This is a genomic window from Pseudomonas sp. Tul2A7 (assembly GCF_054790505.1).
On record NZ_CP186499.1, the window covers coordinates 819985 to 846513 of the forward strand.

Below are 26529 nucleotides of genomic sequence, written 5' to 3' on the forward strand. Positions count from 1 at the left end.
ACTGGCCCTGGATTGGCGCGAGCTGATTTGCAGCCGTCCGCCTGACAAACACCCTCGCACATCGCAAAAATCACCAAACTGTTCTATTTTTTTGGATCCAAGGTCAAGTAAAGCGACTCGGGACTGCGCAAGGCTGCCACCCACAACGCTGTTGTCACCGGAATTCAGGGAGCAAGGATGATTTCGATAGCCGAGCAACGCATAACATTTATAGACAGCCAACTGAACGCCTTCACACTCAGTTTGAACAAATACAGAGAAGCCTTGAAGAGCTCCTGGAATCAGCCCTTCGAAATAGGAAGCAAAGTAGCCAATACGCCCTCGCTACTTGGTATGGAGCGAGTCATAAGGGTGGGTAATACATCCAAATCCGTGAACATGGAGGACGGATATTTCGCTTCAAATGTCGCCAAATGCCCACTGCAAGGTCCGCTCCTCATACACAGCAAATTCGAATCGGTTTTCGACATTCCAATTGGCGATATTGAAGTTGAGATCATTGCGCAAGAGGGCGGCGCGATAACCAAGATCCGACTCGACTCAGAAGGAAAAGCCAGCTGGGCGGGGGGCACTCCTGGCAAGCAATACACGGTTCGTGTTCATCAAGAAGTATCCCCTGATCAAATTGATGAATTGTTTGAAGCCTACTCAAAACTGGCAGGTGACCTGGAAAAAAAACTTCGCGAGAAATGGGAAGGCCCGACGGGGTATCGTCAGCAATGGTCGAGCCTTTCGCTTTCGGGCACCGTCATCGCTGTGGGCAAAGGTATTCTCGAAGGAGGGTTTGACGCCATCAAAGGCGTGTGGGAAGGCATCAAAACGGTGCTGGACATGCTGCAAGACCCGGCAAAATTTCGCGAAGAGCTTGGCGCCAGTGTTGATCGGCTTGAGAACGTCGCCAGGCAGTCGCCCCACATCATGAAGCAAGCCATGGTGCTGGCCAGCGATGAGGCGGCACTGTTCTTGATGATGAACTGTGCATTTATATGGCTCGCGAGTTTACCGCCGATGAAGACGGCGGCTGAGCAGGCGAAAATGACCACCAGTTTTTTATTAACGATCGCCATCGATATTGTTGTATCGATCGTACTGACCATCGCCGCAGAAGGAACAGGCCTGATTTATCTAGGCAGTAAGTTGGGGAAGTACGGAAAAGTCCTTTACAACCTGGTAGTGGGTTTCATCGAATCAATCTTCGAAGTCATAAAAGGATTCATGACGTATGTTGCCAAATACGTCCGCGTGGGGCTCAGGGGAGTGGCGAAGCAGGTTAGAAATGGAACAACCGAATTTCGCTTCGACGGGCAGTCGAACGCGAGACTGGTAAGCGGTAAAACAGCCGACGATGCAGCCAAACAAGCGGTGACCCCCGCAGGTAAAAATGCAGAGCCTGCCAATCGCACCTCCACCGACAAATGCCCAGTCTCCATGGTTACCGGTGAGGAACTGTTGACGTTGACCGATGGCCAACTCGACGGACTGTTGCCGTTTGAGTGGACGCGCCTCTATCGGACAAGTGCCGCAGAAATCGATTGTGGCCTGGGCTATGGCTGGAGCCATGCACTGGCTCACCGCATTGATATCAATGGCGATGAAGTCATCTGGACCGACCACGAAAACCGCTCAACACCCTTCCCGCGTCCAACCGAACAACGCCCGGCCATCACCAACAGCCTCTCGCGCGCAGCTATTTTTCTCGGTGACGATCCTTCGGAACTGGTTCTCGCTCAAGCCGGCAAACGTCCATCGTTCTACCACTTCCGCTTTAACAGCAGAGGCGCCACCCTGATCGCCATCAGCGACAGCTATGGCAATCGACTGCACGTCACACGCGACATCCACGGTCGCATCAAACGCCTCGACAACGGCGCCGGTCGCGCCCTGCTTCTACGTTACGACCGCAAACACATTGTCGCGGTCGACTATCAGCAGTTCCTGCCCGCGGACAATCTGGAAGACGCCTGGAATACGGTGCAGACGCTGGTCACCTACAGCTATGACACCCAGCATCGTCTGATCGAGGCGAAGAACGCGGCAGGTGAAGCCGAACATTATCGCTACAACGAACAGCACGTCATTATCGAGCGGCAACTCGCAGGCGGCGCGGCCTTTTACTGGGAGTGGGAGAACGAAGGCAAACTGTCTCGGTGTACCCGTCACTGGGCCAACTTCTCGCAGATGGAAGCGCACTACGCCTGGGATGACAAAGGCAGCGTGACTGTCACCAATGCCGACGGCAGCGAGGAGGTGTACACCCACGATGATCAGGCACGACTGATCAGCAAGATCGACCCGGACGGTGCCGAGCATCTCAAGGCCTATAACGACAAAGGCCAATTGATAGCGGAAAAGGATCCGTTGGGCGCCGTCACCGAGTACCGCTACGACGACAACGGCTTGATGACTGCCGTCATCCCGCCGGAAGACGAAGCCACCACGTACGAATACGTCAACGGGTTCGTCAGTGATGTTCATCGCGGCAAAGCCAGTTGGAAGTACCAACGCAACCGTCAGGGCGATATCACCCAGCAAATCGATCCGGACGGCAATGCCACGTTCTATAGCTATGACCCCCTGGGCCGTCTGCTGGAGATCAGGCACCCGGACGGCAGCCGCCATCTGCTCGGCTGGAACGACCTCGGCCAGTTACTGGAAGAGCATCTGCCCGATGGTGGCCAACGCAAGTATCGTTACGATGCCTTGGGTCGGCAGATCACCCGCCATGAAGAGTCCGGCGCTATCACCCAGTACCAATGGGATGCCGCCAATCGCCTTGCACAAGTCACGCTGCCGGGCGGCGCAACCCGGGCGTTTACCTATAACGCCTATGGCAAAGTCACCGCCGAACGCGATGAACTAGGCCGCATTACCCGCTACGAGTACGCCGACAACCTGCATCTGGTCAGCCGCCGCATCAATCCCGACGGCAGCCAACTGCGCTATCGCTACGACAACTCGCGCCTGCTGCTGACTGAAATCGAAAACGAGCGCGGCGAGCATTACCACCTCGACTATTACGCCAATGGCCTGATCCAGCAGGAAACCGGCTTCGATGGTCGCCGCTCGGCTTACGAGTACGACCTCAACGGTCAACTGCTGAAGAAAACCGAGTTCGGTGACGATGGCAGTGAACTGGTCACCGAGTACCAGCGCGATGCCGCTGGCCGAGTTCTGGTGAAAAGCCTCGCCGATGGCGAAGAGATTCACTACAGCTACGACGCACTCGGTCGCCTGGTAAACGTCAGCGACAGCCACTGGCCGCTCGCTTACGAATACGATGTGCAGGACCGTCTGATCGCAGAACACCAAGGCTGGGGCACCCTGCGCTACGAATACGACAGCATCGGCCAGCTAAGCCATTGCCGCCTCCCGGATGGCAGCAAACTCGATTACCACCACCTGCCCGGTGGTCTGCTCAGCAGCATCGACCTCAACGGCTCACGCCTGACCTCTCACCAGTTCAGCGCCGGTCGCGAGCAACAGCGCCAACATGGCTTGCTGCTCAGCCAATACCAGTACGACGAGCAAGGCCGCTTGCACGCTCACACTGTCGGCCAACGAGACAAGAACCTGTTCCAGCGACGTTATGACTACGACGCCAACGGCAACCTCGCCGGCATCGACGACAGCCGCAAAGGTTACCGCAGCTACCACTACGACCCACTTGATCGCTTGATCTGCGTGCGCGGTGCTACACCGGAAAGTTTCGCCCACGACCCCGCTGGTAACCTGCTCGGGCAAAACAACGAAGGCACCGCAAACCTCGCCAACGTCAAAAGCAACCGCCTGCTCATGCAGGGCGACCGCCACTATGACTACGACGCCTACGGCAACCTGATTCGCGAACGCAGGGGCGCTGGCCAGAAACTGGTCACCGAATATCGCTACGACTGTCAGCATCGTTTGATCGGCGTCAGTCTGCCGGCTGGCAGCATCGCAACGTATAAGTACGACGCCTTCGGCCGTCGTATTGAAAAAACCGTTGACGGCCACACCACCGAGTTTCTGTGGCAAGGTGAACGCCTGATCGCGGAAAGCGCCGAGAACCGCTACCGCAGCTACATTTACGAGCCCGGCAGCTTCCGCCCACTGGCTATGCTCGATGGCGAAGGCCCGCGCAAGGCCACACCGTTCTACTACCAACTCGATCACCTTGGCACGCCACAGGAGCTCACCGACTACAGCGGCGAGATCATGTGGTCAGCGAAATACCGTGCGTATGGGAATCTGGCAGCACTGGACGTCAAAGAAATCGACAACCCGCTGCGCTTTCAAGGACAGTATTTCGACGCAGAGTCTGGCCTGCACTACAACCGGCACCGCTACTATAATCCGGGCACCGGACGGTTTTTGACACCGGATCCGATCAACCTTGCGGGTGGCTTGAACAGCTACCAGTACGTGCCTAATCCCACGGGTTGGGTGGATCCGCTGGGTTTGAGCGGGCAATGTCCTGACTCGGAAAAATGCAAGATTCCAGTTGAGAATCCCGCTAATCCGTCAGGCGCACATGTCAATTCCGGAGAAGCAAAAGCTCCTGATGCAACCAAGCGTAAATATAAGGCAGGCGCCGCCAGAGCAAATCCAAAAGACATCAATTTCACGCAACTGGGTGTGAACGACAACGACTACGTACAGCATATGAAAAATGGGACATGGGACTGGGACCGGTCGGGGCCTGTCCGGGTCATGGAAGTCGACGGTCAACTGGTTTCCTATGACAACAGGCGATTGAGGGCTGCGCAAATGGCAAACCTTGACGAAATCCCGATTGAAATCGTGCTGGCCGAAGACATCATGCCGGGGTCGAAAAAGACATGGGAAAAGGCCTTCCATCAGCGAAGGAATGACCCGCGCAACAGGATCGATGGCCAGCCAATACCTCCTCAAGGCCGCGAAGAGCTGCCAACCATCAATAAGTAGGTCATATGAAATTGTTCAGCAAAGACAAAGAAAAAATACAAAATTATTGGCGAGAGGAAATTTATCCGCGGCAAAACTCGATTGTTTTGAACAATGGTTTTTATTGCCTGTTTGAAATCTCTCCCGATGAGAGTCAACTGACAAACAAGATCTGGCTACCTGCTCTTGATCTAATACAAAGTGACGCCGATAACTGCGAGGGACTAGCGACCCTCCAGGTAATCGAAACACCAACTGGCGAGCAGATTATCGGCGGAGAATGTTTAGCCGCCGGCGAGGATGGCTTTATCGCTCTGATCGAAAAAGACACCGAGCAGTTAATCTGGCTTGTGGTGCTAAGCGGCACGAACCCCTTTGAGACACTTGAGTTAAGAGGGCATTCCATTTATGCAACCTCATCCAGCGAAACTGTAGTTATCCTCCCTATCGACCAGCCAGACAGATTGTCTATTGCCTGGAACTAACGAATCCAGAACCCGAAAGGCGCAGATATATTTCCAGGATCTTGAGAATATATTTGCGCCTGATGTTAAAAGAAAAACGTCTAATAATGGCCGGCACCCGCCCGACCGTCAGAATTTAAGTCAACGCCAACCGCACCTGCTTCTCCAGCTCCACTTTCAACCCCGGCTCCAGCTTAAGCTGCTTCGCCAGTTCATCCAGATACGCCTTCTCCATGAAGTTCTCCTCATCCACCAGCATCACGCTGGCGATGTACATCTCGGCGGCCATCTCCGGAGTACTCGCAGCGCGGGCGACATCGGTCGGGTCGAGGGGTTTGTTGAGCTCGGCGTGCAGCCAGTGCTGCAGTTCCTGATCGTTATCGAGCTTGATGAACTCGCCTTCGATCAGTTGGCGTTCACGATCATCAATGTGGCCGTCGGCCTTGGCGGCGGCGACCAGCGCTTTGAGAATGGCCTGACTGTGTTGCTCGGCCTGCGCTGGCGGCAGGCGATCCAGAGTTTGTGGTTCGCTCTGCGGTACGGTGCCTTTTTGCGCGTTGTAGTTGCCATAAGCCTTGTAAGCCAGCACGCCCAGCGCAGCGAGGCCGCCGTAGATCGCGACTTTGCCGCCGACCTTGCGCACTTTCTTGTTACCGAGCAGCAGGCCCATCGCGCCAGCCGCTAGCGCACCGCCGCCCGCCCCTGACAACAGGCTGCCAAGGCCGCCAGAGCCTGAAGAACCGCCGAGCAAGCCGCCCAAGCCGCCGCCAGCCGATTTGTTTTGCGAACCGCCAGCCTTGTTCTGCAACAGATCCTGGCCGGACTTGAGTAGTTGATCGAGCAATCCACGGGTGTTCATGTTCCGCCTCCAAACAGGGGTTATCCGGATCTATAAGGCCCTCAGCCTAGTTCGAAAGTGCCCCTGCCCGGCCTGCCAGTGTGCTTCCAGATGTTGCTTGATCTGCAAAGGCCCTTCATGAAAATAGATATACACTTAGGCCAATCTATAAAAACCGCCCACTGGGTACCCTTTTCATGATGACCCTGCGTCAGATCCGTCACTTCATCGCGGTGGCCGAAACCGGATCGATCTCCGCCACCGCGCAAACCGCGTTCATTTCCCAATCGACCCTGACGCTGGCGATCCAGCAGCTGGAAGAGGAAATAGGCGTCAGCCTGTTCAGCCGCCACGCCAAGGGTATGACTCTTACGCATCAAGGTCATCAATTCCTACGCCAAGCGCACCTGATTCTGGCAACCGTGGACAACGCCAAGCGCAGCCTGCAACAGAGCACCGATCAGGTCGCTGGCCAGTTGATCATTGGCGTGACCAGTCTGGTCGCCGGTGCCGTGCGCTGCCAGACAGGCCAGCTCAGCGGCGAATACCTGCCCGGCCACACCAGCATGGTGCGCCGCGATCCGATTGGCGTGGTTGCCTCGATTGCGCCGTGGAATTACCCGATCATGATGGCCGCGTGGAAAATCGCCCCGGCCCTCGCCGCCGGGCTGGTTTATATGTGGATTGGCAAGCCGTATGACCATGGCAAGGCCCCGGCTGGGGATGCGTGGAAGGTGAGTCGCTAAGAGCGCGTGATCCCGGCACCGACAAGGTGCCGGGGTTCAGGAAGGCCGAGAAAAATCATCAAAAAGAAAGCGCTGCCTGATCGTGCTTCAACAGTGAAATACGGTCGAACAGTTTGATTTTTTCATTGGCTTTTTGCTTGGCGTGATCGGACATGAATGCAATCAACTCTTCGAGCTGACTGACGTCTCCGACTACTTTGAATTCCTTTTCCTTGTTGACGAAAACAAGCGACTTCTTCTTTCTCGACAACAATTCAATGACGTTGCTGAGCGTGCCGGTGCTCTTTGCATCCCAGATCATCAAACCGTAGTCGGCTGCTTCGGCCATGACGACGTCTTTTTCGGTGAAGAAAGCTCTCGACCCTTTCGAATGTTTGGACTCGACTGTTCTGGCGGGCCAATGCCCTAGGTTGTTCCTCGGCATTGAACCACTGCAGAACACCGTGGTTCTGGATCGTTCGAGACTCAGCAGGTACTCCTGAATGGAGGTATCGGCGCCACCTGCATCCCCAACCACCACCTCAAAATCTGACGCGACGATAGTATTGATGCGCTCTTTAACCTTCGGATCAAGGTTCTTGATGTTGATAGAGCCAGCAATAAATACAGTGGTCATTGAATTCACTTCCAAGTTAGCGCTGCGACGTAAATTTTCACCCAGCCCTGATCCCAAGGGCCATTGATCTGCTTGAGAGACACCCTCATTGAATTCTCCGTTATTCATAACAATCCTTTGAGCCCGGAAACCAAGGGCCGAGCATCTGTAGCGATGCGCGAGATTCAAACAAATAACGGAAAAAACACTGGTTAGGGGCGGGCTCGCTGGCACCTATGCAAAAACAGGCATTTCCTACAGGCGCGACCTTCAAGGAAAAATCTTGTTTCCTACAGTGGATGGCGACTGAATGGCCTTGGTTCAGCCAGCGCCTGCCAGCAACGTCTCCTCTCAGCTACTGAGCCAGGCCAATGGGGGGGCTCCGAGAGGGCTTATGTGTCAATCGGCTGGGGCTTTGAGAGGGCTTCGAACTCATCCATCAATAGGTAAATTTCAGTGCTTGGGTTGTGTTCGCCACTGAGGGCGACATCCTCAAGAACTTTGGGGGACAGCGCTCTTGCCTGCTGAAATGGCTTTCCGAGTAGCTGAGCGAAGTAGCTGACGTCTTTGCCTTTCTGATAGTCAGCCATGCTGGGTTTGCTCTGAGGCTCTTGGTCACCAAGTCAGCCGGAGAGTTCTTCCCGGCTGTGCTGAACGGTTTTCGACTGTAGCCAAAGTGCAGTAGTAGCCAAAACTCGAAGCACGGATAAGATGCGATGACTTGGATTTTTGGATAAGACTTCGCCACATTCAACGCTCGCTCGAAGCACATGTGGGTGTCTCGATCCAAAACACAGAACACCTTATCGAAGCTTTTTTGCCTTACGACTGCTCGTTCAACAATGCCGCTTGGATGTGTAACACCGCAGTGGACGATCTCAACCTGGGCCTTGGCCCGAAAATAAAACGCGGCTTCCTCCAGATAGCGTTTCCCTGACTTACTGTCTTCACACAACACCAGCACCTTAGGCTGCGGTTTGAAGCGGGAAGCCTTGCGATCAAACGATTTGAACGAACTCACGACCCTCACCCCCGCCTTATCAGCGGCAGCCCGCGATAACGCCCTTCGAAGTAACGCTTCTCGACATCCTCGCTTTCCCGGCCTCCAAAATCGTGTACGGAAAACAAGCTCGTGGCGCCATGAGCATCACGTTCTGTAATCCAGAACTGGTCACGCCGCAGAATCTTTTCATTCATCAGGTGGGTATCGTGTGTCGTGAAAATCAGTTGGGTATCCAACCCACTGTCCAGATGCTTTGCGATCAAGTCAGCGACGATTTCGGGATGAAGACTGCTATTCAGTTCGTCGACGCAGAGGATCCCACTGCCACCGGCCTGATTCATCATGAACCAGGGCAACCAGAAGCCAATCAGGTTTTTGGTTCCGCAAGACTCCTCCGAGAAGTCGAACTGCGCATCGCCTGAAATGCTGGAATGCGTGAGGGTCAGTTTGTCCCTTTGAGCCGCCGCGAAGAACTCCTTCAAGGTCAGTTTTCTGTTGCTCAAGTCTGCACAGGCGTCATCCGGGTCGAGTTGTATCGCAGACACAGGAATATCCAGCGCACTGAGAAAATCGCGCAGGTTGCTCGTATGATTTTTCACCATTTGCAGGAAGCGAATCGAGGCTGTGGATAAGCCAAGCATGTTGTTTTGTTCAATGACTAGCAGACCGGTTTGAAACCAACTGAATGGAGTGCGCAGTTGACTCAACTCTTCGCTGCTATGAGTGACGGCTTGTGCAATAAACAGCATCGTCGGACTGGTCAATCGGCGCCAGGCGCAATGCACTTCCTTGCCGCCATCAAGGGTTTTACCAAACAGGTAGTGCTCACCTTCAGCATCAAACCGGCGGTCATAAAGCAGTGTTTCCTTACCTTTCGGGTAAGCAGTCAGTTGTTCCTGAACAATCCTCTGCGCGGTCAGCCCGAGGACAAACCGATAGCGCAGTCCGCCCTGAATAAAGTCGTACTCAAAGACACTGGGCGCATCGCTCAGAGTGCAATCAAATCGAAAAGGTGAAACGGGCAACGCTTCGTCATTTGAACCACGTGGTGTCGCTAGCAAGCGTCCGACGATGCCCATTGCGCGGATCAGTGAAGACTTTCCGGAGGCGTTCGGACCGTAAATAGCTGCAACCTTCAACAGATCCGGAAGCTTTTCTGCGCTCGTGGAGGCTTTGAACGTATTGCGTGTTTTGCTCAGACGAGGGCTCGCCGCCATGGACAGGGTTTGCCTGTCCCGAAATGAGCGGTAATTGGATACCGAGAATTCGATCAACATGGAGAAAACCTGCAGTTCATTGCTTGGGTTTTCATGAATAAACGAAAAAACAGGCTTCAGATGCAGACGGAATGCAGCGAGTGCAAAAACAGGCATTTCCTACAGATGCAGCCTTCCTGAGAAAGCCCCATTTCCTACAGTTATTGTCGATAGAACAGACTTGGTGCGCAGAGCACACGGCAGATAGTCTTCTTTCCGGCTGTGACATCAGCAGCCCGGTGTCGAAGCCGGAACAAAATCAACATGGCGCAACCGCGCTCATTTGAGTGGCGGCTCTATTCTCGATATTGGAGTCGACAAATGCCTAACCACGTACAAATTCCTTCTGAAACCTCCGCTTTCTTCACCCCCACCATCTTCACCCGCCACAACCGTTTCCTCCACGCCTTCATGCAAGACCACGAAGCCTGGTTCTACGTGCAAGATCTCGGTCGCTTGATGGGTTACCCCCTGAACGAACGCCTCACCCTGAAACTAGATCCCGATCAGCGTCGCCATGTCCTTCTGCGTCGGGACGGCGAAATCATCGATTGCGCGATGGTCAGCGAGTCCGGGCTGTTCGCCCTGCTCGTCCATCACTTCGTCCCGGAAAACCGACACCTGCGCCAATGGCTGAGCCATGAAGTCATCCCGATGCTGCGCGAAACCCAATCAAGCCCTGTGGAAAACCACCCGAGCTTGAGCTCAATGCATTGGGCAGGCGTTACCGTGCCGTTGCTGCACTGGCAACAGCAGGCGTGGGTCAAATGGCGGGATGTGCCGGAGTTGATGCACGGCCAGCAGCCGTATCCAGTCCTGGGAACGTGTAGCTGATCCAAATAAAAAAGGGGCGGACCTTTCAGTCCGCCCCTTTTTATTTCCACTCAAAACCGCGAAACACTCCGCATCGCATCCACCAGATACCGCATCGCAATCCGGTCATTCTCCGAAAGCTCCCGATAACGCTCCACCAGTTTCACTTCGTCAGAACTGAGCCGACGCCTTTTGCGGCCGCTGCCCAGGCAGGGAAAGATGCCCAGCATGTCGGTGATACCTTGTATTTTTGCCATGGACGATGTCCTTCAATACTTCAAAGAATTGCTAAACCACCACATCGCCCTGCCCCTTACAGCAGCGCCGTGTGCCCTACCGGTCAGATGGGTCGCACCGGTCATGCCCATAGAATAGAAATTAAATCGGCGCTGAAAAGCGGTTTTTAGAGTAATTAGTCGAAAAAAGCAGATATGCCGTGTAAATCAGAACGCGCTGTCAGATTTTTAACCGACATGTCTTGTTTCATTGACACACTGGCGCGGTGAATCAACGAATTTTGCATTGCGAGCGAACCGTTTAAGCTAGCGGGCATCTGTTAATAGTCCGTTGCGTTTGGCCGAAGGCTTGTCCGAACCGTTATTTCTGATCCAGCACGTGCCAGGAACGGCGCGGGATTGCACACGACAGGTTGTATTTATGCATCGCAGGAATTTGCTCAAAGCGTCCATGGCCATTGCGGCTTACACCGGTCTTTCGGCCACTGGCCTGCTGGCCAGCCGTGCGTGGGCGGCCAATGGCGGCGCCGCCGATGGCGAGGCTCAGGCCTTCGACTTCGAAGCGCTAAAACGCCAGGCCAAGCAACTGGCTGGCAGCGCCTATCAGGACACCAAACAGGTGCTGCCGCCGACCCTGGCGACCATGACCCCGCAGAACTTCAACGCGATCCGCTACGACGGCGAGCATTCGCTATGGAAGGAAAACAAGGGCCAACTGGACGTGCAGTTCTTCCACGTCGGCATGGGGTTCCGTCAGCCGGTGCGCATGTACAGCGTCGACGCCAAGACGCGCACTGCCCGCGAAGTGCATTTCCGCCCGGCACTGTTCAACTATGAAAACACTTCAGTCGACACCCAGCAGCTCAAGGGTGACCTCGGTTTTGCCGGCTTCAAGCTGTTCAAAGCGCCGGAGCTGGATCGTCACGATGTATTGTCGTTCCTCGGCGCCAGCTATTTCCGTGCGGTAGACGCCACTGGCCAATATGGCCTCTCGGCGCGCGGCCTGGCGATCGACACGTACGCGAAAAAACGCGAAGAATTCCCCGACTTCACCAAGTTCTGGTTCGAGACACCGGACAAGAACGCCACCCGATTTGTGGTGTATGCCCTGCTCGACTCGCCGAGTGCCACTGGCGCTTACCGTTTCGACATCGACTGCCAGGCCGAGCGCGTGGTGATGGAAGTCGATGCGCACATCAATGCGCGCACGGCGATCGAGCAATTGGGCATCTCGCCGATGACCAGTATGTTCAGTTGCGGCACCCACGAGCGCCGCATGTGCGACACCATCCACCCGCAGATCCATGACTCGGATCGCCTGGCGATGTGGCGCGGCAACGGCGAGTGGATCTGCCGTCCGCTGAACAACCCGGCCACCCTGCAATTCAATGCATTTGCCGACACCGATCCGAAAGGTTTCGGTCTGGTGCAGACCGACCATGAGTTCGCCAACTATCAGGACACCGTCGACTGGTACAGCAAGCGCCCGAGCCTGTGGGTAGAACCGACCACCGCGTGGGGTGAAGGCTCTATCGATCTGTTGGAAATTCCTACCACCGGCGAGACGCTCGACAACATCGTGGCGTTCTGGACCCCGAAAAAACCGGTGGCTGCCGGCGATTCGCTGAACTATGGCTACAAGCTTTACTGGAGCGCGCTGCCGCCAGTGGGTACGCCGTTGGCCCGCGTACACGCCACCCGTTCCGGCATGGGCGGTTTCGTTGAAGGTTGGGCACCGGGCGAGCATTACCCGCCAGTCTGGGCGCGTCGTTTTGCCGTGGACTTCACCGGTGGCGGTCTGGATCGTTTACCGCAGGGCACCGGGATTGAGCCAGTGGTGACCTGCTCGAACGGCAAGGTGCAGGACTTCAGCGTGCTGGTGCTGGATGACATCAAGGGTTACCGGATTCTGTTCGATTGGTACCCGACCAATGACAGCGTGGAGCCGGTGGAGCTGCGGTTGTTTATTCGCACCAATGACCGCACGTTGAGCGAGACCTGGTTGTATCAGTACTTCCCGCCGGCGCCGGACAAGCGTAAGTACCCTTGAAGGTTATGTAGCGCCTGATTGGGCCTCATCGCGAGCAGGCTCACTCCTACAGTTGATCTGTGTCGAACACGTATTTTGTGAACGACAAATAACCCTGTAGGAGTGAGCCTGCTCGCGATAGCGTCCGCCCAGTCAGCACAAAAAAACCAGAAAAAAGCCCCGGCCATCAGTGACCGGGGCTTTTTGCCTAACCGCTACACACTCAATCGCGCAAATCAGACTCATGAATCGGCTGATCCCGATGAGTCGCGCGCTGGTACTGCGCCGGCCACACCGCTTTGCGTCCACCCAGATCATCGTCGGCATGCAACGGCCAGTACGGATCACGCAGCAGCTCCCGCGCGAGGAAGATGATATCGGCCTGACAGGTGCGCAGAATGTGCTCAGCCTGCGCCGGCTCGGTAATCATTCCCACGGTGCCTGTGGCGATTCCTGACTCCTTACGCACGCGTTCGGCGAAGCGCGTCTGATAACCCGGCCCGACGGGGATCTCCGCGTTGGCTGCGGTGCCGCCTGACGACACATCGATCAGGTCCGCGCCCAAGGTGTGCAGGCGTCGCGCCAGCTCCACGGTTTCATCCGGATTCCAGCCATCCTCCACCCAGTCCGTGGCCGACACGCGGACAAACACCGGCAACTCCTCTGGCCAGACCGCCCTGACCGCTTCGGTAACTTGCAGCACCAGACGAATGCGGTTCTCAAAAGAACCACCGTATTGATCACGACGCTGATTGCTCAGCGGCGAGAGAAATTGATGCAGCAGATAACCATGCGCGGCGTGTACTTCAACCACGCTGAAACCAGCCGTCAAAGCACGTTTGGCAGCATCGACAAAAGCCTGAATGACGTCGGCAATCTGCCCCTCATCCAGCTGTTTCGGTTGCGTGTGCTGCGGATCAAAAGCAATCGGCGACGGCCCGACCGGTGTCCAGCCGCCATCATCGGGTTTGACGCTACCATGCTTGCCGATCCACGGCCGATGGGTGCTGGCCTTGCGCCCGGCGTGGGCCAATTGAATACCGGCGACTGCACCTTGAGACGTAATGAATCGGGTGATGCGCTGCAGCGGTTCGATCTGTTCGTCGTTCCACAGTCCCAGGTCTTCGGCGGTGATGCGCCCGTCGGCCGTGACGGCTGTGGCTTCGGTAAATACCAGACCGGCGCCGCCCACGGCGCGGCTACCGAGGTGCACCAGATGCCAGTCGTTGGCCAAGCCGTCGACGCTGGAGTACTGGCACATCGGTGACACGGCGATGCGGTTGGGCAGGGTCAGTTGGCGCAGGGTGAAGGGTTCAAGCAGCAGACTCATGGGGCACCTCTCAAATCAGTGGGCAGGCTCCAGGGTTCTGTTTGAATAGTCGACGAGTGACAGGAAAAAGGTGCAGCACCCGCCCCCGCGGGCAAAAAATTCGACAAGACGTCACAAGGCCAATCAAGCAGTGCTTAGAGCCTAGTCGACAACCGGGGATGAGGGAGGGTTCAGAGTAATTCTGTGTGTGAAAGTCCGCGTTCGCGAGCAGGCTCGCTCCCACAAGGACAACACCGTACCTGTGGGAGCGAGCTTGCTCGCGAAGGGCTTAGCGCGGTTCGATGTGGGCAATCATCAACTGAACGGTCTCATTACCCCGAAACTCGTTAACGTCGAGCTTGTAAGCCAGTTCAACCCACTGAATCGTCGGGTTCGGCCAAATATCGCGATCAACGCCAAAGGCAATGCCATCCAGCTTCACCGAGCCACATTCGCTCTTCAGCACCACTTTGAGATGCCGTTCGCCGACCACTCGCTGTTCGACCAACTGGAACACGCCATGAAACAGCGGCTCCGGGAAGTGCTGCCCCCAAGGCCCAGCGTGGCGCAGGGCGCGGGCCAGTTCGAGGTGGAATTCCTCAACCGCCAGCGTGCCATCGGTCAGCATGCGCCCGGTCAGGTCCTCTTCGCGAAGCTGCCTACGCACTTCAGCGTCAAAAGCCTCGGCGAACAGCGGAAAATTCTCCTGTGGCAAGGTCAGACCGGCCGCCATTGCGTGGCCACCGTACTTGGCGATCAGGTTTGGATGCTGCGCCGCGACCACGCTCAAGGCATCGCGAATATGGAAGCCTTGCACCGAACGCCCCGAGCCCTTGAGCAAACCATCGCCCGCATCGGCAAAGGCAATGGTCGGACGGAAGTAACGCTCTTTCATCCGCGACGCGAGAATCCCGATCACGCCCTGGTGCCATTCCGGATCGAACAGGCACAGACCAAACGGCATCGACTCGACCGGCAAGTCCTTGAGCTGCGCCAGCGCTTCACGCTGCATGCCCTGCTCGATGGATTTACGATCCTGGTTCATGCCGTCCAGTTGCGCGGCCATTTCCCGGGCCAGGTTGGCGTCAGCGGTGAGAAGACATTCGATGCCCAGGCTCATGTCATCCAGCCGTCCGGCGGCATTCAGGCGCGGGCCAACGATGAACCCGAGATCGGTGGAGGTAATACGTGCAGCGTCACGCTTGGCCACTTCAAGGATCGCTTTGATCCCAGGCCGTGCGCGACCGGCGCGAATTCGTTCCAACCCTTGATGCACCAGAATCCGGTTGTTGGCGTCCAGCGGCACCACGTCGGCGACGCTGCCCAGCGCCACCAGATCAAGCAGTTCGCCGATGTTCGGCTGCGGTTTGTTTTCATACCAGCCGAGACCGCGCAGGCGCGCGCGCAATGCCATCAACACATAGAAAATCACCCCGACGCCGGCCAACGCCTTGCTCGGGAACTCGCAACCGGGCTGGTTCGGGTTGACCAGCGCATCGGCCTGCGGCAGCTCATCACCGGGCAAGTGGTGATCGGTGATCAGCACTTTGAGGCCGTGGCGTTTGGCGGCGGCCACGCCTTCGACGCTGGAGATGCCGTTGTCCACGGTGACCAGCAAATGCGGCTCGCGGGTCATCGCAACTTCAACGATTTCCGGGGTCAGGCCGTAGCCATATTCAAAGCGGTTCGGCACCAGATAATCGACATGCGCGGCACCGAGCAAACGCAAACCGAGCATGCCGACAGTGCTGGCCGTGGCGCCGTCCGCATCGAAATCGCCGACGATGAGGATGCGCTGACGTTGTTCCAGCGCCGTCACCAGCAGGTCTACCGCTGCGTCTATGCCCTTGAGTTGCTGGAACGGGATCAACCGCGCCAGGCTCTTGTCCAGCTCAGCCTCGGACTGCACGCCCCGCGCCGCGTACAAGCGAGTCAAGAGCGGCGGCAGATCACCGAGAAAAGGCAGAGTTTCGGGCAGTTGACGAGGTTCGATACGCATGGGGTGACGGAGACTTCTCTTGATTACGTGGGATTATTCCGGTGGTGACGCGGGATCAGCCGCGCTCACCTTGCAGCCATTGCAACTGGACTTCGTGCTGACCACGGTCGTCGGTGACGAAGATCGTCCCTTCGCTGATCATCACGTCCCACTTGATAACGCGGGGCATGTCCTTGGCCAGGGTTTCCAGCACCTCTTGCGGAACCGCAGCGATGTTGACGTTTTTCAGGTTCTTGATCGCCGGGATCACCTTGGTTTCCCAGACGCGCAAGCTGCCGTAGGCCAGCAGGCTGGTGCGTTCGGTGCGACGCGAGCACCAGGTCAGGCGATCGGCATCAGGCTGGCCAACTTCGATCCAGTGCAGAACACGGTCGTCCAGGCTCTTTTCCCACAGTGCAGGTTCATCCACGTCTGACAGACCACGACCAAACGACAACTGCTCGTTGTACCAGAGGGCGTAAGCCAGCAATCGCACGGTCATGCGCTCTTCGGTTTCCGAAGGGTGACGGGCGATGGTCTGCTTGACGCTCTCGTAGACACTGCGGTCGAGGTCGGTGAGGTTCAGTTCAAATTTGTAGGTAGTGGACGGCTGGGCCATGAACGGGCTTCTTGATACGAGGAAAGTCGGCAAGTCTAACCGATGCGGTAGGCAATCATCGAATTGATGGCGATCAACCTGCGGCGTCTGACAGCCGGCTATGTTAAAACGCTGTATCTGCTTAGCCTTGTCCTACAGGATTCAGTATGCCGTTCGCCAACAAACCGCTCAGCGGTGTGAAAGTCATTGAATTGGGTACATTGATTGCCGGGCCGTTTGCCTCGCGCATTTGCGGCGAGTTCGGTGCCGAAGTGATCAAGATCGAGTCGCCAGACGGCGGTGATCCCTTGCGCAAATGGCGAAAACTGTACGAAGGCACGTCGCTGTGGTGGTTCGTTCAGGCGCGCAATAAAAAGTCGCTGACGCTGAACCTCAAACACCCTGACGGTTTGGCGATCCTGAAAAAACTGCTCAGCGAAGCCGACATCCTCATCGAGAATTTCCGCCCCGGCGTCCTGGAAAAACTTGGCCTGAGCTGGGAAACCCTGCACGCCTTGAACCCGAAACTGGTGATGGTGCGCCTGTCCGGTTTCGGTCAGACCGGGCCGATGAAAGATCAGCCCGGCTTCGGCGCGGTCGGCGAGTCCATGGGCGGTCTGCGCTACATCACTGGATTCGAGGACCGCCCACCGGTGCGTACCGGGATATCCATCGGCGACTCGATTGCCGCGCTGTGGGGCGTGATTGGTGCACTGATGGCGCTGCGTCATCGCGAGGTCAACGGTGGCACCGGTCAGGTCGTCGATGTGGCCTTGTACGAAGCGATTTTCGCGATGATGGAAAGCATGGTGCCGGAGTTCGACGTGTTCGGTTTTATCCGCGAGCGCACCGGCAACATCATGCCCGGCATCACGCCCTCCTCCATCCACACCAGTGCCGACGGCAAGCACGTGCAGATCGGCGCCAATGGTGACGCGATTTTCAAACGCTTCATGCTGATCATTGGCCGCGAAGACCTGGCCAACGATCCGACACTGGCCAGCAACGATGGGCGCGACAGTCGCCGCGACGAGTTGTACGGCGTGATCGATCGCTGGGTCAATTCGTTGCCGCTGCAAACTGTGCTCGATCTGCTCAATCAGGCCGAGGTGCCGGCCAGCCGGATCTTCAGCGCCGAGGACATGTTCAACGATCCGCAGTACCTGGCTCGAGAGATGTTCTTGCACGCCAAACTGCCGGACGGCAAACCCTTCAAGATGCCGGGGATCGTGCCGAAACTCTCAGAGACACCGGGCTCCTCCGAATGGGTCGGGCCGCAGCTCGGTGAACACAATGCGCAGGTACTCCACGATCTTGGCTACGACGAAAAGCAGATCGCCCGGTTGCGCGAAGACGGAGCCATTTGAACTGAAACGCCTGCCGACACCGGACGCCAACCGCGCTCACCAGTGGTGGACGTGGCGGCTGTTCGGCCTGGTGTTTCTACTGACCTGGCCAGCGTGGGCTCAGGCGAAACCGACGTTGACCTGGTTATTGCGCGACTTGCCACCACTGACCATTTTCGAAGGCCCGAAAAAGGGCCAGGGCGTCATTGATCACCTCATGCCGATGCTGATCGCCGGCATGCCGCAATACGAACACGAGCTGATGCGAGTCAATCGAGCCCGAGGCATTCAGATGCTGCACGAAGCCTCCTTCACCTGCGACCCGTCGCTGATCTGGAGCAAAGAGCGGGCGCAATGGATCGCGTACTCCATCCCGGCCTTTCGCGCCGTCAGTAATGGGCTGGTGGTACGTCAGAAAGATCGCGAAGTGTTGGCGCCGTTTCTCGTGGAGGGTGAAATCGATCTGGCAGCGCTCCTGGCCAATGGCAACGAGAAAATCGGTGTCGTGGCTGAGCGCAGTTACGGTGAAATGGTCGATGACCTGCTGCGCCAGGCACCTCGCAACGCACTGACACCTCATTACGGCAATGACGCCCTGAACAGTCTGCTGATGATGCAGCGCTTGGGACGATTACAGGTGGTGCTGGGCTATTGGCCAGAAATTCGTTATCAGGCTCATCTGGCGCAAATCGCCGAAGACGAGTTGCTGTTTTATCCGATCCGCGGCACCGGTAAATATCTGTCGGGCTACATCGGCTGCTCCGACACACACCAGGGCCGTCAGGCGATCAGCGAAATAAACCAATTGCTGCGCACCCTCCCCCACGACCAACTGAACCAGTTGTACGCTGACTGGCTGGACCCCGCGATGCGAAGCGACTACCTCGAACAGGCCCGATCGTTCTTCAAGCAACAAGCGGCGCCATGAGAAGTAGCAGGCAAAAAGAAACCCCGAGAAGTGGGGAGACGACTCGGGGTTAAACGTGGCCTACATAAAGACCCGTAGCAGCAAGCGACAAGCACCGGAGCACAATGCTTGATCCTGCTGTTATGGGGTCTGACTGACACGGATGCAGGAAGGTTCCCACAAAAAATATTTCATCTTTACAGCGCCGCACGCTTGTCCAGTGCAGCGTTGCGCAAGGCCGCGATTACACAAGGCTCCAGCCGTCCTTCAGCAATCAGAACGTCGCGGTGCAAACCGTCGACGACATCGGTCAACTGGCGCTTGTCGGTCAGTTGCGCCTGATTGAATTCGCGCTCCACCACAATGGCGCCGTGACTGTTCTTCAAGGTCACCAGGCATTCGCCGTGAGTACCGCTTGGCGACAACGAAACCTGATACGGGCTCAGAGCCTCACCGAGCAATAGACTGATACTTTCCATCTCGATCTCCACTCAATAGTCCGAAAACTGTGTGCCTGGGGCGTGTTCACAATAAATGACCACTGGCCCGAGAAGAAAGTTCTGCATACCGATCGCTCCGTTCCTGGAGTGTCACCGGTCTGTCAGAGCATGCACGGCGAAGATGACAGAAAAATAACCGTATCCATCAAACCTCTAGCGGCGGCGAAGCGGCGATCAGGTAACTGTCGAGCAAACCACGCATCAACACCGCCGACACCGGGGTTTGCAGGCGCCCGAGCAATCGCAAACGGTGCTCGCACAGCAAGGGTTCGAGATCGTTCAGCAGGCTCGGCGCGACCGCCCCCAGCAGGATCAGCGCACGCGCCTCACGCTGAACCGCCAGATGCTGGATCAACGCCAGGCCATCGCCGCCCTTGAGTTGCGGATCGCAAATCGCGATGTCGACCACGCCGCGATGGCTCAAGGAAGACAGCGCCGAAGCCAGCGACGGCGCCGTCAGCACGTCATAGATGCCAATGGCATTGAGCATTTGATGCAACGCCATCAGCTGGAACGGATTGGGTTCAAGTATCAGGACTTTAAGCGAGCGCATAAGCGACCTCTGAAGCGACAATCGCGGACTCTCACCGCAGTTGTTGTCACTCTAGGGCAGGCGTCCTAAGCCTCCCATCGGAAAAGTAGTCACGTCGTATAGGACATTTCCCATCTTCAATGTGGACATCGGCACCCGCTCTCTGTACGACGCTGGGTAATGTCCGTCCAGCCACCCAAAAGCCCACGCAATTTACCGTCTGCACTGTAAAACGGTACCGTCCACTGATAGACCTCACGGGGACCACTCTTGAACTGCAATCGCCGTTTGCTGAAGCGCGACTTGCGCGTGCGCAACTGCACCATGAACTCATCGTGCAATATCAGCGCCGTGACGTCGGGCAGCGAGTCAACCTCGATCAGCAACCGTCCCTGCACCTGATCCAGCCGAACCGACAACGCCTCCTCATAGCTGCGATTGCACATGACCAGCCGTCCTTGCAGATCGCGGACGAACACCGGATCAGGCATTGAGTCGATCAGCGCATGCTGAAACGCCAGTTGATCGCCCAGGTCCTTTTCCGCCGCGCGCCGCAGCTTGATCACTGCCGTCAAACGCCGATTCCACACCAGCGACAGCAAGCCGAACACACCGAGCCCGCCCATGCCCCAACAACCCCATTCAAGCATCTGTTGCCAGAACGACGGCACGGGCGCCGGAGCAATACCTTCCAGCCATTTCAGGCGGATCGCCCGCAACTCCGCCGCAGGAAATGCCTCAAGGGCCTTGTTGAGGATACTCAGCAGCACCGGCATGCCTTTGCGCACGGCTAGGTTGTCGGCTTCCCATTTGCCTTCGACCAGCCCCCCCACCTTGAGCAACCCCAAAGGGTAAAGCTGTGCGCCGATTTCGTTTTCGATGGTGGCGTAGGCTTCGCCGCTCTCGACCAGCGCCCGCGCCTCGGCGTAAGTCTTGACCGAGCGAATCTCGATCGAGGGGAAGTCACGCCTGATCATGTCTTCCAGCGCATGCCGGGCCGGCAGCACCAGTACCCGTTGACTCAATTGCTCGAAGGATTCCAGCCGGGGCCCATCAGCGCGGCCGACGAAAACCCAACCCGCGCCACCGAAAGCGTGGCTGTAATCCAGAAACGCCCTGCGCTCCTCGCTCATGGCCAGGGTCGTACTGATATCCGCCGCCCCGCTCTCCAGACGTTCGAGCATGTGATCGGTGGAAAACGATTCCTGATGCACAAACCGCAACCCGGTCATCGCCGTCACTCGCTTGAGTACATCGTTGTTCAAGCCACTCCACTGCCCGTGCTCATCCTGAAACAGATACAACGGGTACTGCAACGACGTCACCGTCACCTCGGGGTTGTCGCGAATCCATTGACGCTCGTGTGCGGCCAGTTCGATGGGCTGGACTCTGGCAGCCAGGACATCGTCATGCAGCGCCAGTTGCGCCGCCTCACTGCTGCGCATCAAAGCCAGTAATGCGAACAAGAACAGCCCACCCAGTGCCGGTTTCAAACCTCTATAAAACAGCATTGCCACTTCCTTCGTGATCGACTCACCCGTCCTTCGTGGGTGAAAACCCGAGCAGTGTGGCAGCAGAAACAAAAAAGCCCGTCAGGAGACGGGCTTCAAAATGTGACAGTTTTGACTGACTTAAAGCGGCTTGCCGCGGTTGCCATGCTGGCTGACAAAGGCTTGCACGGCTTTCAGCTCGTTTGGCAAAACGGTGCAACGCTCGTTTCGCTCAAACAAATCAGAAAGATGTGCAGGTAGCTCGAGCGCTTTTCCTACACCGGCTTTCTCCACTGCATCCGGGAATTTCACCGGATGCGCGGTGCCGAGAATCACCATCGGGATATCGAGGCTACGACGGCATTCGCGCGCGGCCTTGACGCCGATGGCAGTGTGCGGATCCAGCACTTCACCGGTTTGCTCGTAGACTTCGGCGATGGTTTCGCAGGTCTGCGCATCGTCCACAGCCAGCGAGTCGAACAGTTTGCGCGCTTCGGTCCAGCGCTCTTGTTCGACGCTGAAACCACCACCTTGCTTGAAGGTATCCATCAGGCCGGCAATCGCCGCACCGTTGCGACCGTGCAGGTCGAACAGCAGGCGTTCGAAGTTCGACGAGACCATGATGTCCATCGACGGCGACAGCGTGGCGTGCAGGGTTTCCTTGACGTACTGATTGCCGCTCATGAAGCGGTGCAGGATGTCGTTGCGGTTGGTGGCGACGATCAACTGGTTGATCGGCAGGCCCATGTTGCGCGCCAGGTAACCGGCGAAGATGTCGCCGAAGTTGCCGGTGGGTACCGAGAACGACACCGAGCGCGCCGGGCCGCCCAACTGCAGGGCCGCGTGGAAGTAGTAAACGATCTGAGCCATGATCCGCGCCCAGTTGATCGAGTTCACCGCGACCAGACGCGTGCCTTTGAGGAAGCTCTGGTCGGCGAAGCTGTTCTTGACCATCTCCTGGCAGTCATCGAAGTTGCCTTCGATGGCGATGTTGTGGATGTTCTCGCCGAAGATCGTGGTCATCTGGCGCCGCTGCACTTCGGACACACGGTTGTGCGGGTGCAGGATGAAGATGTCGACGTTTTCGCAGTGCTTGCAGCCTTCGATGGCGGCCGAACCGGTGTCACCGGAGGTGGCACCGACGATCACCACGCGCTCACCGCGTTTTTCCAGCACGTAATCGAGCAGACGACCGAGCAGTTGCAGGGCGAAGTCCTTGAACGCCAGGGTCGGGCCGTGGAACAGCTCCATGACCCATTCGTTGCCGTTCAGCTGACGCAGCGGCGCCACGGCGCTGTGGGCGAACACGCCGTAGGTTTCTTCAAGAATCTTTTTGAAATCGGCATCCGGAATGCTGCCGGTGACGAACGGGCGCATCACCCGGAAGGCCAGTTCGTGATACGGCAGACCGGCCCAGGAAGCGATTTCTTCCTGGGTGAAACGTGGCAGGTTTTCCGGAACGTACAGACCGCCGTCGGTCGCCAGACCAGCCAGCAGGACGTCTTCGAAATTCAGGGCCGGTGCCTGGCCGCGGGTACTGATGTAACGCATGACTGACTCCAATGGAGAGTGTTCACAACAGCGGCCCCACTGACGGGGCCACTGCAGGACAACGACTTAGTTCAGGTGCTCGACGCGGATCCGTACAACCGGACCGTTGACGCCGGCCAGCGCTTCGAGGGCGGCGATGGCATCGTTGATGCGCTGCTCGACCACGCGGTGGGTCAGCAGGATCATCGGCACCAGACCGTCGTGTTCCTCGACTTCCTTCTGCATGATCGACTCGATGTTGATGCCGCGCTCCGAGAGGATGCTCGCCACCTGGGCGAGTACGCCCGGATGGTCCTTGGCCTGAATGCGCAGGTAATAAGCGCTTTCGCAGGCTTCGATCGGCAGGATCGGATGGGCCGACAGCGAGTCCGGCTGGAAGGCCAGGTGCGGCACGCGGTTTTCCGGATCGGAAGTCATGGCGCGAACCACGTCGACCAGATCGGCGATCACCGACGAAGCGGTTGGCTCCATGCCGGCGCCAGCGCCGTAGAACAGCGTCGAACCGGCGGCGTCACCGTTGACCATCACTGCGTTCATCACGCCGTTGACGTTGGCGATCAGACGATCGGCCGGGATCAGCGTTGGGTGCACGCGCAACTCGATACCGGCAGCGGTGCTGCGAGCGACACCGAGGTGCTTGATGCGGTAGCCCAGCGCTTCGGCGTAGTTGACGTCAGCGGTGGTCAGTTTGGTGATGCCTTCGGTGTAAGCCTTGTCGAACTGCAGCGGAATGCCGAACGCGATGGAGGCCAGGATCGTCAGCTTGTGCGCGGCGTCGATGCCTTCAACGTCGAAGGTCGGATCGGCTTCGGCGTAACCCAGTGCCTGAGCTTCGGCCAGCACGTCTTCGAAGGTGCGGCCCTTCTCGCGCATTTCGGTGAGGATGAAGTTACCGGTGCCGTTGATGATCCCGGCGACCCAGTTGATGCGGTTGGCGGACAGGCCTTCACGGATCGCCTTGATCACCGGAATGCCACCGGCCACAGCTGCTTCGAATGCGACGATCACGCCTTTCTCGCGAGCCTTGGCGAAAATTTCATTACCGTGAACGGCAATCAGAGCCTTGTTCGCGGTGACCACATGCTTGCCATTCTCGATGGCCTTGAGTACCAGCTCGCGGGCAACGGTGTAGCCGCCCATCAGCTCTATGACGATGTCGATCTCAGGGTTCGTGGCCACTTCGAAGACATCGTTGGTAATCGCAATACCGGTCGTCTGGAACTGAGGCTTTGGCGTGCGCATGGCAATTTGTGCCACTTCGATTCCACGCCCGGCACGACGAGCGATTTCCTCGGCGTTGCGCTGAAGTACGTTGAAGGTACCGCCACCGACGGTCCCTAACCCACAGATGCCTACTTTGACCGGATTCACTGTGAACTCCCCATAAAACGGCCGACGCGGGGTCGGCCGGAAAACAACCGCGTGCTCGCGGCTCTCTATTAATGGCCCGGCGATGCTGCTGCCAGGCCATGATCGTCACGGCTGACCGTGACGATGCGAATTTACTTCGCGCCCAGCGCCAGTTTGGCGACTTGTGGCGCAGGCTGGTAGCCCGGAATCACCTGTCCGTCAGCCAAAACGATGGCCGGTGTACCGTTCACGCCGATCGACTGACCGAGGGCGAACTGCTTGGAAACCGGGTTATCGCACTTGGCGGCCTTGATTTCCTTGCCATCGACCATTTTGTCCATGGCGGCTTTCTTGTCTTTCGAGCACCACACGGCTTGCAGTTGCTCGTCACCCGGCGAGTTCAAACCCTGGCGCGGGAACGCAACGTAGCGCACCTCGATGCCGCGCTTGTTCAGCTCAGGCACTTCGGCGTGCAGCTTGTGGCAGTACGGGCAGGTGGTGTCGGTGAACACCGTGATGTGCGATTTGGTCTCGCCCACAGCCGGGTAAACCACGGTTTCGGCGACCGGGATGGCATTGACCAGTTTGGAGATGCCCAGGCGTTCGGTCTTCTCGGTCAGATTGACCGGTTTGCCGTCCTTGAGCTGGAACAGGTAGCCCTGAACGATGTACTGGCCATCGGCGCTGGCGTAGAGCACGCGGCTGCCTTTGAGTTTGACTTCGTACATGCCTGGCAGCGGGCTGGCATTGATGCTTTCTACCGGAACCTCGAGTTCGAGTTTTTCCAGGCTTTGACGAATCGCTTTGTCGGCCGCGTCATCGGCGACGGCAAAGGTGCTGACCAACGCAATGGCTGCGGCGGCGAAAATCTGGGTCAGACGCATGAGAACTCCTGAAGGCGGACAAATGGAACGATCAGAACGCCCGTGCCGGAACACCGGGTCATAACCGTCCATCGTGCAAACCGGCAAAGCCTAACACATAAGGTCACGGTGGCCGAATGCGCCTGTCCCGTAGATTTTGAGAGCACTGAAGAAACTGTAGGAGTGAGCCTGCTCGCGATAGCGGTCCTTCATTCAGCACTGTGTTGTCAGGAATACCGCTATCGCGAGCAGGCTCACTCCTACAGGGACTTTTTCAGCCGCGTGGGTGGTGTTTGGCGTGCAGGTCCTGCAGGCGCGCGCGGGCGACGTGGGTGTAGATCTGCGTGGTGGAAAGGTCGCTGTGGCCGAGCAGCATCTGCACCACGCGCAAATCCGCGCCGTGGTTGAGCAGGTGCGTGGCAAACGCGTGACGCAAGGTGTGCGGCGACAGCGACTTGCCGATCCCGGCAACCTTGGCCTGGTGCTTGATCCGGTGCCAGAACGTCTGGCGGGTCATCTGCTCGCCGCGCTGACTGGGGAACAGCACATCGCTGGGACGGCCTCCGAGCAGTTCGCCGCGCCCGTCGCGCATATAACGCTCGACCCAGACGATTGCCTCCTCGCCCATCGGCACCAGGCGCTCTTTGCTGCCCTTGCCCATCACCCGCAACACACCCTGACGCAGGTTGACTTGCTCTAGTGTCAGGCTGACCAGTTCGGTCACGCGCAGGCCACAGGCATAGAGCACTTCAAGCATGGCGCGGTCACGCTGGCCGATCGCTTCGCTCAGATCCGGTGCTTTAAGCAGGGCTTCTACGTCTGCTTCGGACAGTGACTTGGGCAACGGCCTACCGAGTTGCGGCATGTCGACGCGCAAGGTCGGGTCGACGCTTATCAGCTTTTCCCGCAGCAGATAGCGATAAAAACCACGCACACCGGAGAGAAATCTGGCTGTGGAACGTGGTTTGTAGTTCTGCTCCAGACGCCATGACAAGTGATCGAGGATCAGCTCACGGCCTGCATTGATCAGCTCGAGATTCTTCTCCTGCAACCAGCCATTGAACAGCGCCAGATCGCTGCGATAAGCGCCGCGGGTGTTATCGGACAGGCCTTTCTCCAGCCATAGAGCGTCGAGGAATTGGTCAATCAGCGGATGGTCGATGGCAGGCATGGGCGCTCAAGACACACAGCCTCATGGACTGTGCGCAAATGTAGAGTGAACT

The 26529-nt window shown here is 57.5% G+C and carries 21 protein-coding genes and 1 pseudogene; 7 read left to right on the top strand and 15 right to left on the bottom strand.

Going from position 1 to position 26529, the window contains the following annotated elements; all coding sequences use genetic code 11:
• Positions 1-177 precede the first annotated feature (177 nt).
• A complete protein-coding gene (locus ACOYXJ_RS03900; protein ID WP_460367992.1) occupies positions 178-4923 on the top strand; it encodes an RHS repeat-associated core domain-containing protein in 4746 nt (1581 codons plus the stop codon).
• Between the two features lie 5 nt (positions 4924-4928).
• Positions 4929-5387: a hypothetical protein gene (locus ACOYXJ_RS03905; protein ID WP_460367994.1), complete on the top strand. Its 459-nt coding sequence runs from the start codon at positions 4929-4931 to the stop codon at positions 5385-5387.
• Between the two features lie 115 nt (positions 5388-5502).
• Here ACOYXJ_RS03905 and ACOYXJ_RS03910 read toward each other — a convergent pair whose 3' ends face one another.
• Positions 5503-6225: a tellurite resistance TerB family protein gene (locus ACOYXJ_RS03910; RefSeq protein ID WP_460367996.1), complete on the bottom strand. Its 723-nt coding sequence runs from the start codon at positions 6223-6225 to the stop codon at positions 5503-5505.
• A 176-nt stretch (positions 6226-6401) separates the two neighbouring features.
• Between ACOYXJ_RS03910 and ACOYXJ_RS03915 the strand changes: the two genes are divergently transcribed.
• Entirely contained in the window at positions 6402-6950 is a 549-nt protein-coding gene (locus ACOYXJ_RS03915) for a LysR family transcriptional regulator (RefSeq protein ID WP_460367998.1), read from the top strand.
• Positions 6951-7008: 58 nt separating this feature from the next.
• Here ACOYXJ_RS03915 and ACOYXJ_RS03920 read toward each other — a convergent pair whose 3' ends face one another.
• The 3 genes and pseudogenes from ACOYXJ_RS03920 to ACOYXJ_RS03930 all read right to left on the bottom strand — a co-directional run bounded on the left by ACOYXJ_RS03920 (position 7009) and on the right by ACOYXJ_RS03930 (position 9825).
• Positions 7009-7674, bottom strand: a complete 666-nt coding sequence (locus tag ACOYXJ_RS03920) for a hypothetical protein (protein WP_460368001.1) — start codon at positions 7672-7674, stop codon at positions 7009-7011.
• A 263-nt stretch (positions 7675-7937) separates the two neighbouring features.
• A pseudogene (locus tag ACOYXJ_RS03925) lies at positions 7938-8575 on the bottom strand (RloB family protein).
• Positions 8572-9825: an AAA family ATPase gene (locus ACOYXJ_RS03930; protein WP_460373084.1), complete on the bottom strand. Its 1254-nt coding sequence runs from the start codon at positions 9823-9825 to the stop codon at positions 8572-8574. Before ACOYXJ_RS03930 ends, ACOYXJ_RS03925 begins: the two are co-directional and overlap by 4 nt.
• Before the next feature lie 300 nt (positions 9826-10125).
• Here ACOYXJ_RS03930 and ACOYXJ_RS03935 point away from each other — a divergent pair, with 300 nt between their 5' ends.
• Entirely contained in the window at positions 10126-10638 is a 513-nt protein-coding gene (locus ACOYXJ_RS03935) for a BRO-N domain-containing protein (protein WP_460368003.1), read from the top strand.
• A 50-nt stretch (positions 10639-10688) separates the two neighbouring features.
• On the opposite strand, the gene ACOYXJ_RS03940 is transcribed toward ACOYXJ_RS03935, so the two are convergent.
• Positions 10689-10874 carry a hypothetical protein gene (locus ACOYXJ_RS03940; protein WP_007908956.1) on the bottom strand — a complete coding sequence of 62 codons (186 nt, stop codon included), beginning with the start codon at positions 10872-10874 and terminating at the stop codon, positions 10689-10691.
• A 400-nt stretch (positions 10875-11274) separates the two neighbouring features.
• Between ACOYXJ_RS03940 and ACOYXJ_RS03945 the strand changes: the two genes are divergently transcribed.
• Positions 11275-12903 (top strand): glucan biosynthesis protein D, encoded by a 1629-nt coding sequence (locus tag ACOYXJ_RS03945; protein ID WP_034154835.1) that lies wholly within the window; start codon positions 11275-11277, stop codon positions 12901-12903.
• Positions 12904-13105: 202 nt separating this feature from the next.
• Here ACOYXJ_RS03945 and ACOYXJ_RS03950 read toward each other — a convergent pair whose 3' ends face one another.
• From ACOYXJ_RS03950 to ACOYXJ_RS03960, 3 genes are all read right to left on the bottom strand, one after another.
• Positions 13106-14212 (bottom strand): NADH:flavin oxidoreductase/NADH oxidase, encoded by a 1107-nt coding sequence (locus tag ACOYXJ_RS03950; RefSeq protein WP_150792447.1) that lies wholly within the window; start codon positions 14210-14212, stop codon positions 13106-13108.
• Between the two features lie 268 nt (positions 14213-14480).
• Positions 14481-16190, bottom strand: coding sequence for a single-stranded-DNA-specific exonuclease RecJ (gene recJ, locus ACOYXJ_RS03955; RefSeq protein WP_460368006.1), 1710 nt, complete (start codon positions 16188-16190; stop codon positions 14481-14483).
• A 55-nt stretch (positions 16191-16245) separates the two neighbouring features.
• Complete coding sequence (locus ACOYXJ_RS03960) at positions 16246-16788, bottom strand: YaeQ family protein (protein ID WP_007908961.1); 543 nt, start codon at positions 16786-16788, stop codon at positions 16246-16248.
• A 146-nt stretch (positions 16789-16934) separates the two neighbouring features.
• Between ACOYXJ_RS03960 and ACOYXJ_RS03965 the strand changes: the two genes are divergently transcribed.
• On the top strand, positions 16935-18134 hold the full coding sequence (locus ACOYXJ_RS03965) for a CaiB/BaiF CoA transferase family protein (protein WP_460368008.1): 1200 nt from the start codon (positions 16935-16937) through the stop codon (positions 18132-18134).
• Positions 18061-19041 (top strand): TIGR02285 family protein, encoded by a 981-nt coding sequence (locus tag ACOYXJ_RS03970; RefSeq protein WP_460368010.1) that lies wholly within the window; start codon positions 18061-18063, stop codon positions 19039-19041. Before ACOYXJ_RS03965 ends, ACOYXJ_RS03970 begins: the two co-directional genes overlap by 74 nt.
• A gap of 176 nt (positions 19042-19217) precedes the next feature.
• Here the strand turns inward: ACOYXJ_RS03970 and ACOYXJ_RS03975 are convergent, their stop codons facing one another.
• The 7 genes from ACOYXJ_RS03975 to xerD form a co-directional block, all read right to left on the bottom strand.
• Positions 19218-19499, bottom strand: a complete 282-nt coding sequence (locus ACOYXJ_RS03975; protein ID WP_137219478.1) for a DUF3509 domain-containing protein — start codon at positions 19497-19499, stop codon at positions 19218-19220.
• 166 nt (positions 19500-19665) lie between these two features.
• Positions 19666-20073 (bottom strand): response regulator, encoded by a 408-nt coding sequence (locus ACOYXJ_RS03980; RefSeq protein WP_150792445.1) that lies wholly within the window; start codon positions 20071-20073, stop codon positions 19666-19668.
• A gap of 116 nt (positions 20074-20189) precedes the next feature.
• Positions 20190-21563: a transporter substrate-binding domain-containing protein gene (locus ACOYXJ_RS03985; protein WP_460368013.1), complete on the bottom strand. Its 1374-nt coding sequence runs from the start codon at positions 21561-21563 to the stop codon at positions 20190-20192.
• A gap of 120 nt (positions 21564-21683) precedes the next feature.
• On the bottom strand, positions 21684-23093 hold the full coding sequence (gene thrC / locus ACOYXJ_RS03990; RefSeq protein WP_150792443.1) for a threonine synthase: 1410 nt from the start codon (positions 23091-23093) through the stop codon (positions 21684-21686).
• Between the two features lie 66 nt (positions 23094-23159).
• The gene (locus tag ACOYXJ_RS03995; protein WP_007908972.1) at positions 23160-24464 is read right to left on the bottom strand and encodes a homoserine dehydrogenase; all 1305 of its coding nucleotides are present in this window, start codon (positions 24462-24464) and stop codon (positions 23160-23162) included.
• A 131-nt stretch (positions 24465-24595) separates the two neighbouring features.
• Entirely contained in the window at positions 24596-25327 is a 732-nt protein-coding gene (dsbC, locus tag ACOYXJ_RS04000) for a bifunctional protein-disulfide isomerase/oxidoreductase DsbC (RefSeq protein ID WP_102900588.1), read from the bottom strand.
• 253 nt (positions 25328-25580) lie between these two features.
• A complete protein-coding gene (gene xerD, locus ACOYXJ_RS04005; protein WP_102900589.1) occupies positions 25581-26477 on the bottom strand; it encodes a site-specific tyrosine recombinase XerD in 897 nt (298 codons plus the stop codon).
• Positions 26478-26529: the final 52 nt, after the last annotated feature.

Bases quoted from the DNA above. Each gene is read 5' to 3' on its own strand.
- ACOYXJ_RS03945 (WP_034154835.1), top strand. From the start codon at position 11,275: ATGCATCGCAGGAATTTGCTCAAAGCGTCCATGGCCATTGCGGCTTAC.
- ACOYXJ_RS03910 (WP_460367996.1), bottom strand. From the start codon at position 6,225: ATGAACACCCGTGGATTGCTCGATCAACTACTCAAGTCCGGCCAGGAT.
- ACOYXJ_RS03930 (WP_460373084.1), bottom strand. From the start codon at position 9,825: ATGTTGATCGAATTCTCGGTATCCAATTACCGCTCATTTCGGGACAGG.
- ACOYXJ_RS03950 (WP_150792447.1), bottom strand. From the start codon at position 14,212: ATGAGTCTGCTGCTTGAACCCTTCACCCTGCGCCAACTGACCCTGCCC.
- ACOYXJ_RS03975 (WP_137219478.1), bottom strand. From the start codon at position 19,499: ATGGAAAGTATCAGTCTATTGCTCGGTGAGGCTCTGAGCCCGTATCAG.
- ACOYXJ_RS03970 (WP_460368010.1), top strand. From the start codon at position 18,061: ATGCGCAGGTACTCCACGATCTTGGCTACGACGAAAAGCAGATCGCCC.
- ACOYXJ_RS03920 (WP_460368001.1), bottom strand. From the start codon at position 7,674: ATGAATAACGGAGAATTCAATGAGGGTGTCTCTCAAGCAGATCAATGG.
- ACOYXJ_RS03935 (WP_460368003.1), top strand. From the start codon at position 10,126: ATGCCTAACCACGTACAAATTCCTTCTGAAACCTCCGCTTTCTTCACC.
- dsbC (WP_102900588.1), bottom strand. From the start codon at position 25,327: ATGCGTCTGACCCAGATTTTCGCCGCCGCAGCCATTGCGTTGGTCAGC.
- xerD (WP_102900589.1), bottom strand. From the start codon at position 26,477: ATGCCTGCCATCGACCATCCGCTGATTGACCAATTCCTCGACGCTCTA.
- ACOYXJ_RS03960 (WP_007908961.1), bottom strand. From the start codon at position 16,788: ATGGCCCAGCCGTCCACTACCTACAAATTTGAACTGAACCTCACCGAC.
- ACOYXJ_RS03900 (WP_460367992.1), top strand. From the start codon at position 178: ATGATTTCGATAGCCGAGCAACGCATAACATTTATAGACAGCCAACTG.
- ACOYXJ_RS03985 (WP_460368013.1), bottom strand. From the start codon at position 21,563: ATGCTGTTTTATAGAGGTTTGAAACCGGCACTGGGTGGGCTGTTCTTG.
- recJ (WP_460368006.1), bottom strand. From the start codon at position 16,190: ATGCGTATCGAACCTCGTCAACTGCCCGAAACTCTGCCTTTTCTCGGT.
- ACOYXJ_RS03980 (WP_150792445.1), bottom strand. From the start codon at position 20,073: ATGCGCTCGCTTAAAGTCCTGATACTTGAACCCAATCCGTTCCAGCTG.
- ACOYXJ_RS03965 (WP_460368008.1), top strand. From the start codon at position 16,935: ATGCCGTTCGCCAACAAACCGCTCAGCGGTGTGAAAGTCATTGAATTG.
- ACOYXJ_RS03940 (WP_007908956.1), bottom strand. From the start codon at position 10,874: ATGGCAAAAATACAAGGTATCACCGACATGCTGGGCATCTTTCCCTGC.
- ACOYXJ_RS03905 (WP_460367994.1), top strand. From the start codon at position 4,929: ATGAAATTGTTCAGCAAAGACAAAGAAAAAATACAAAATTATTGGCGA.
- ACOYXJ_RS03915 (WP_460367998.1), top strand. From the start codon at position 6,402: ATGATGACCCTGCGTCAGATCCGTCACTTCATCGCGGTGGCCGAAACC.
- thrC (WP_150792443.1), bottom strand. From the start codon at position 23,093: ATGCGTTACATCAGTACCCGCGGCCAGGCACCGGCCCTGAATTTCGAA.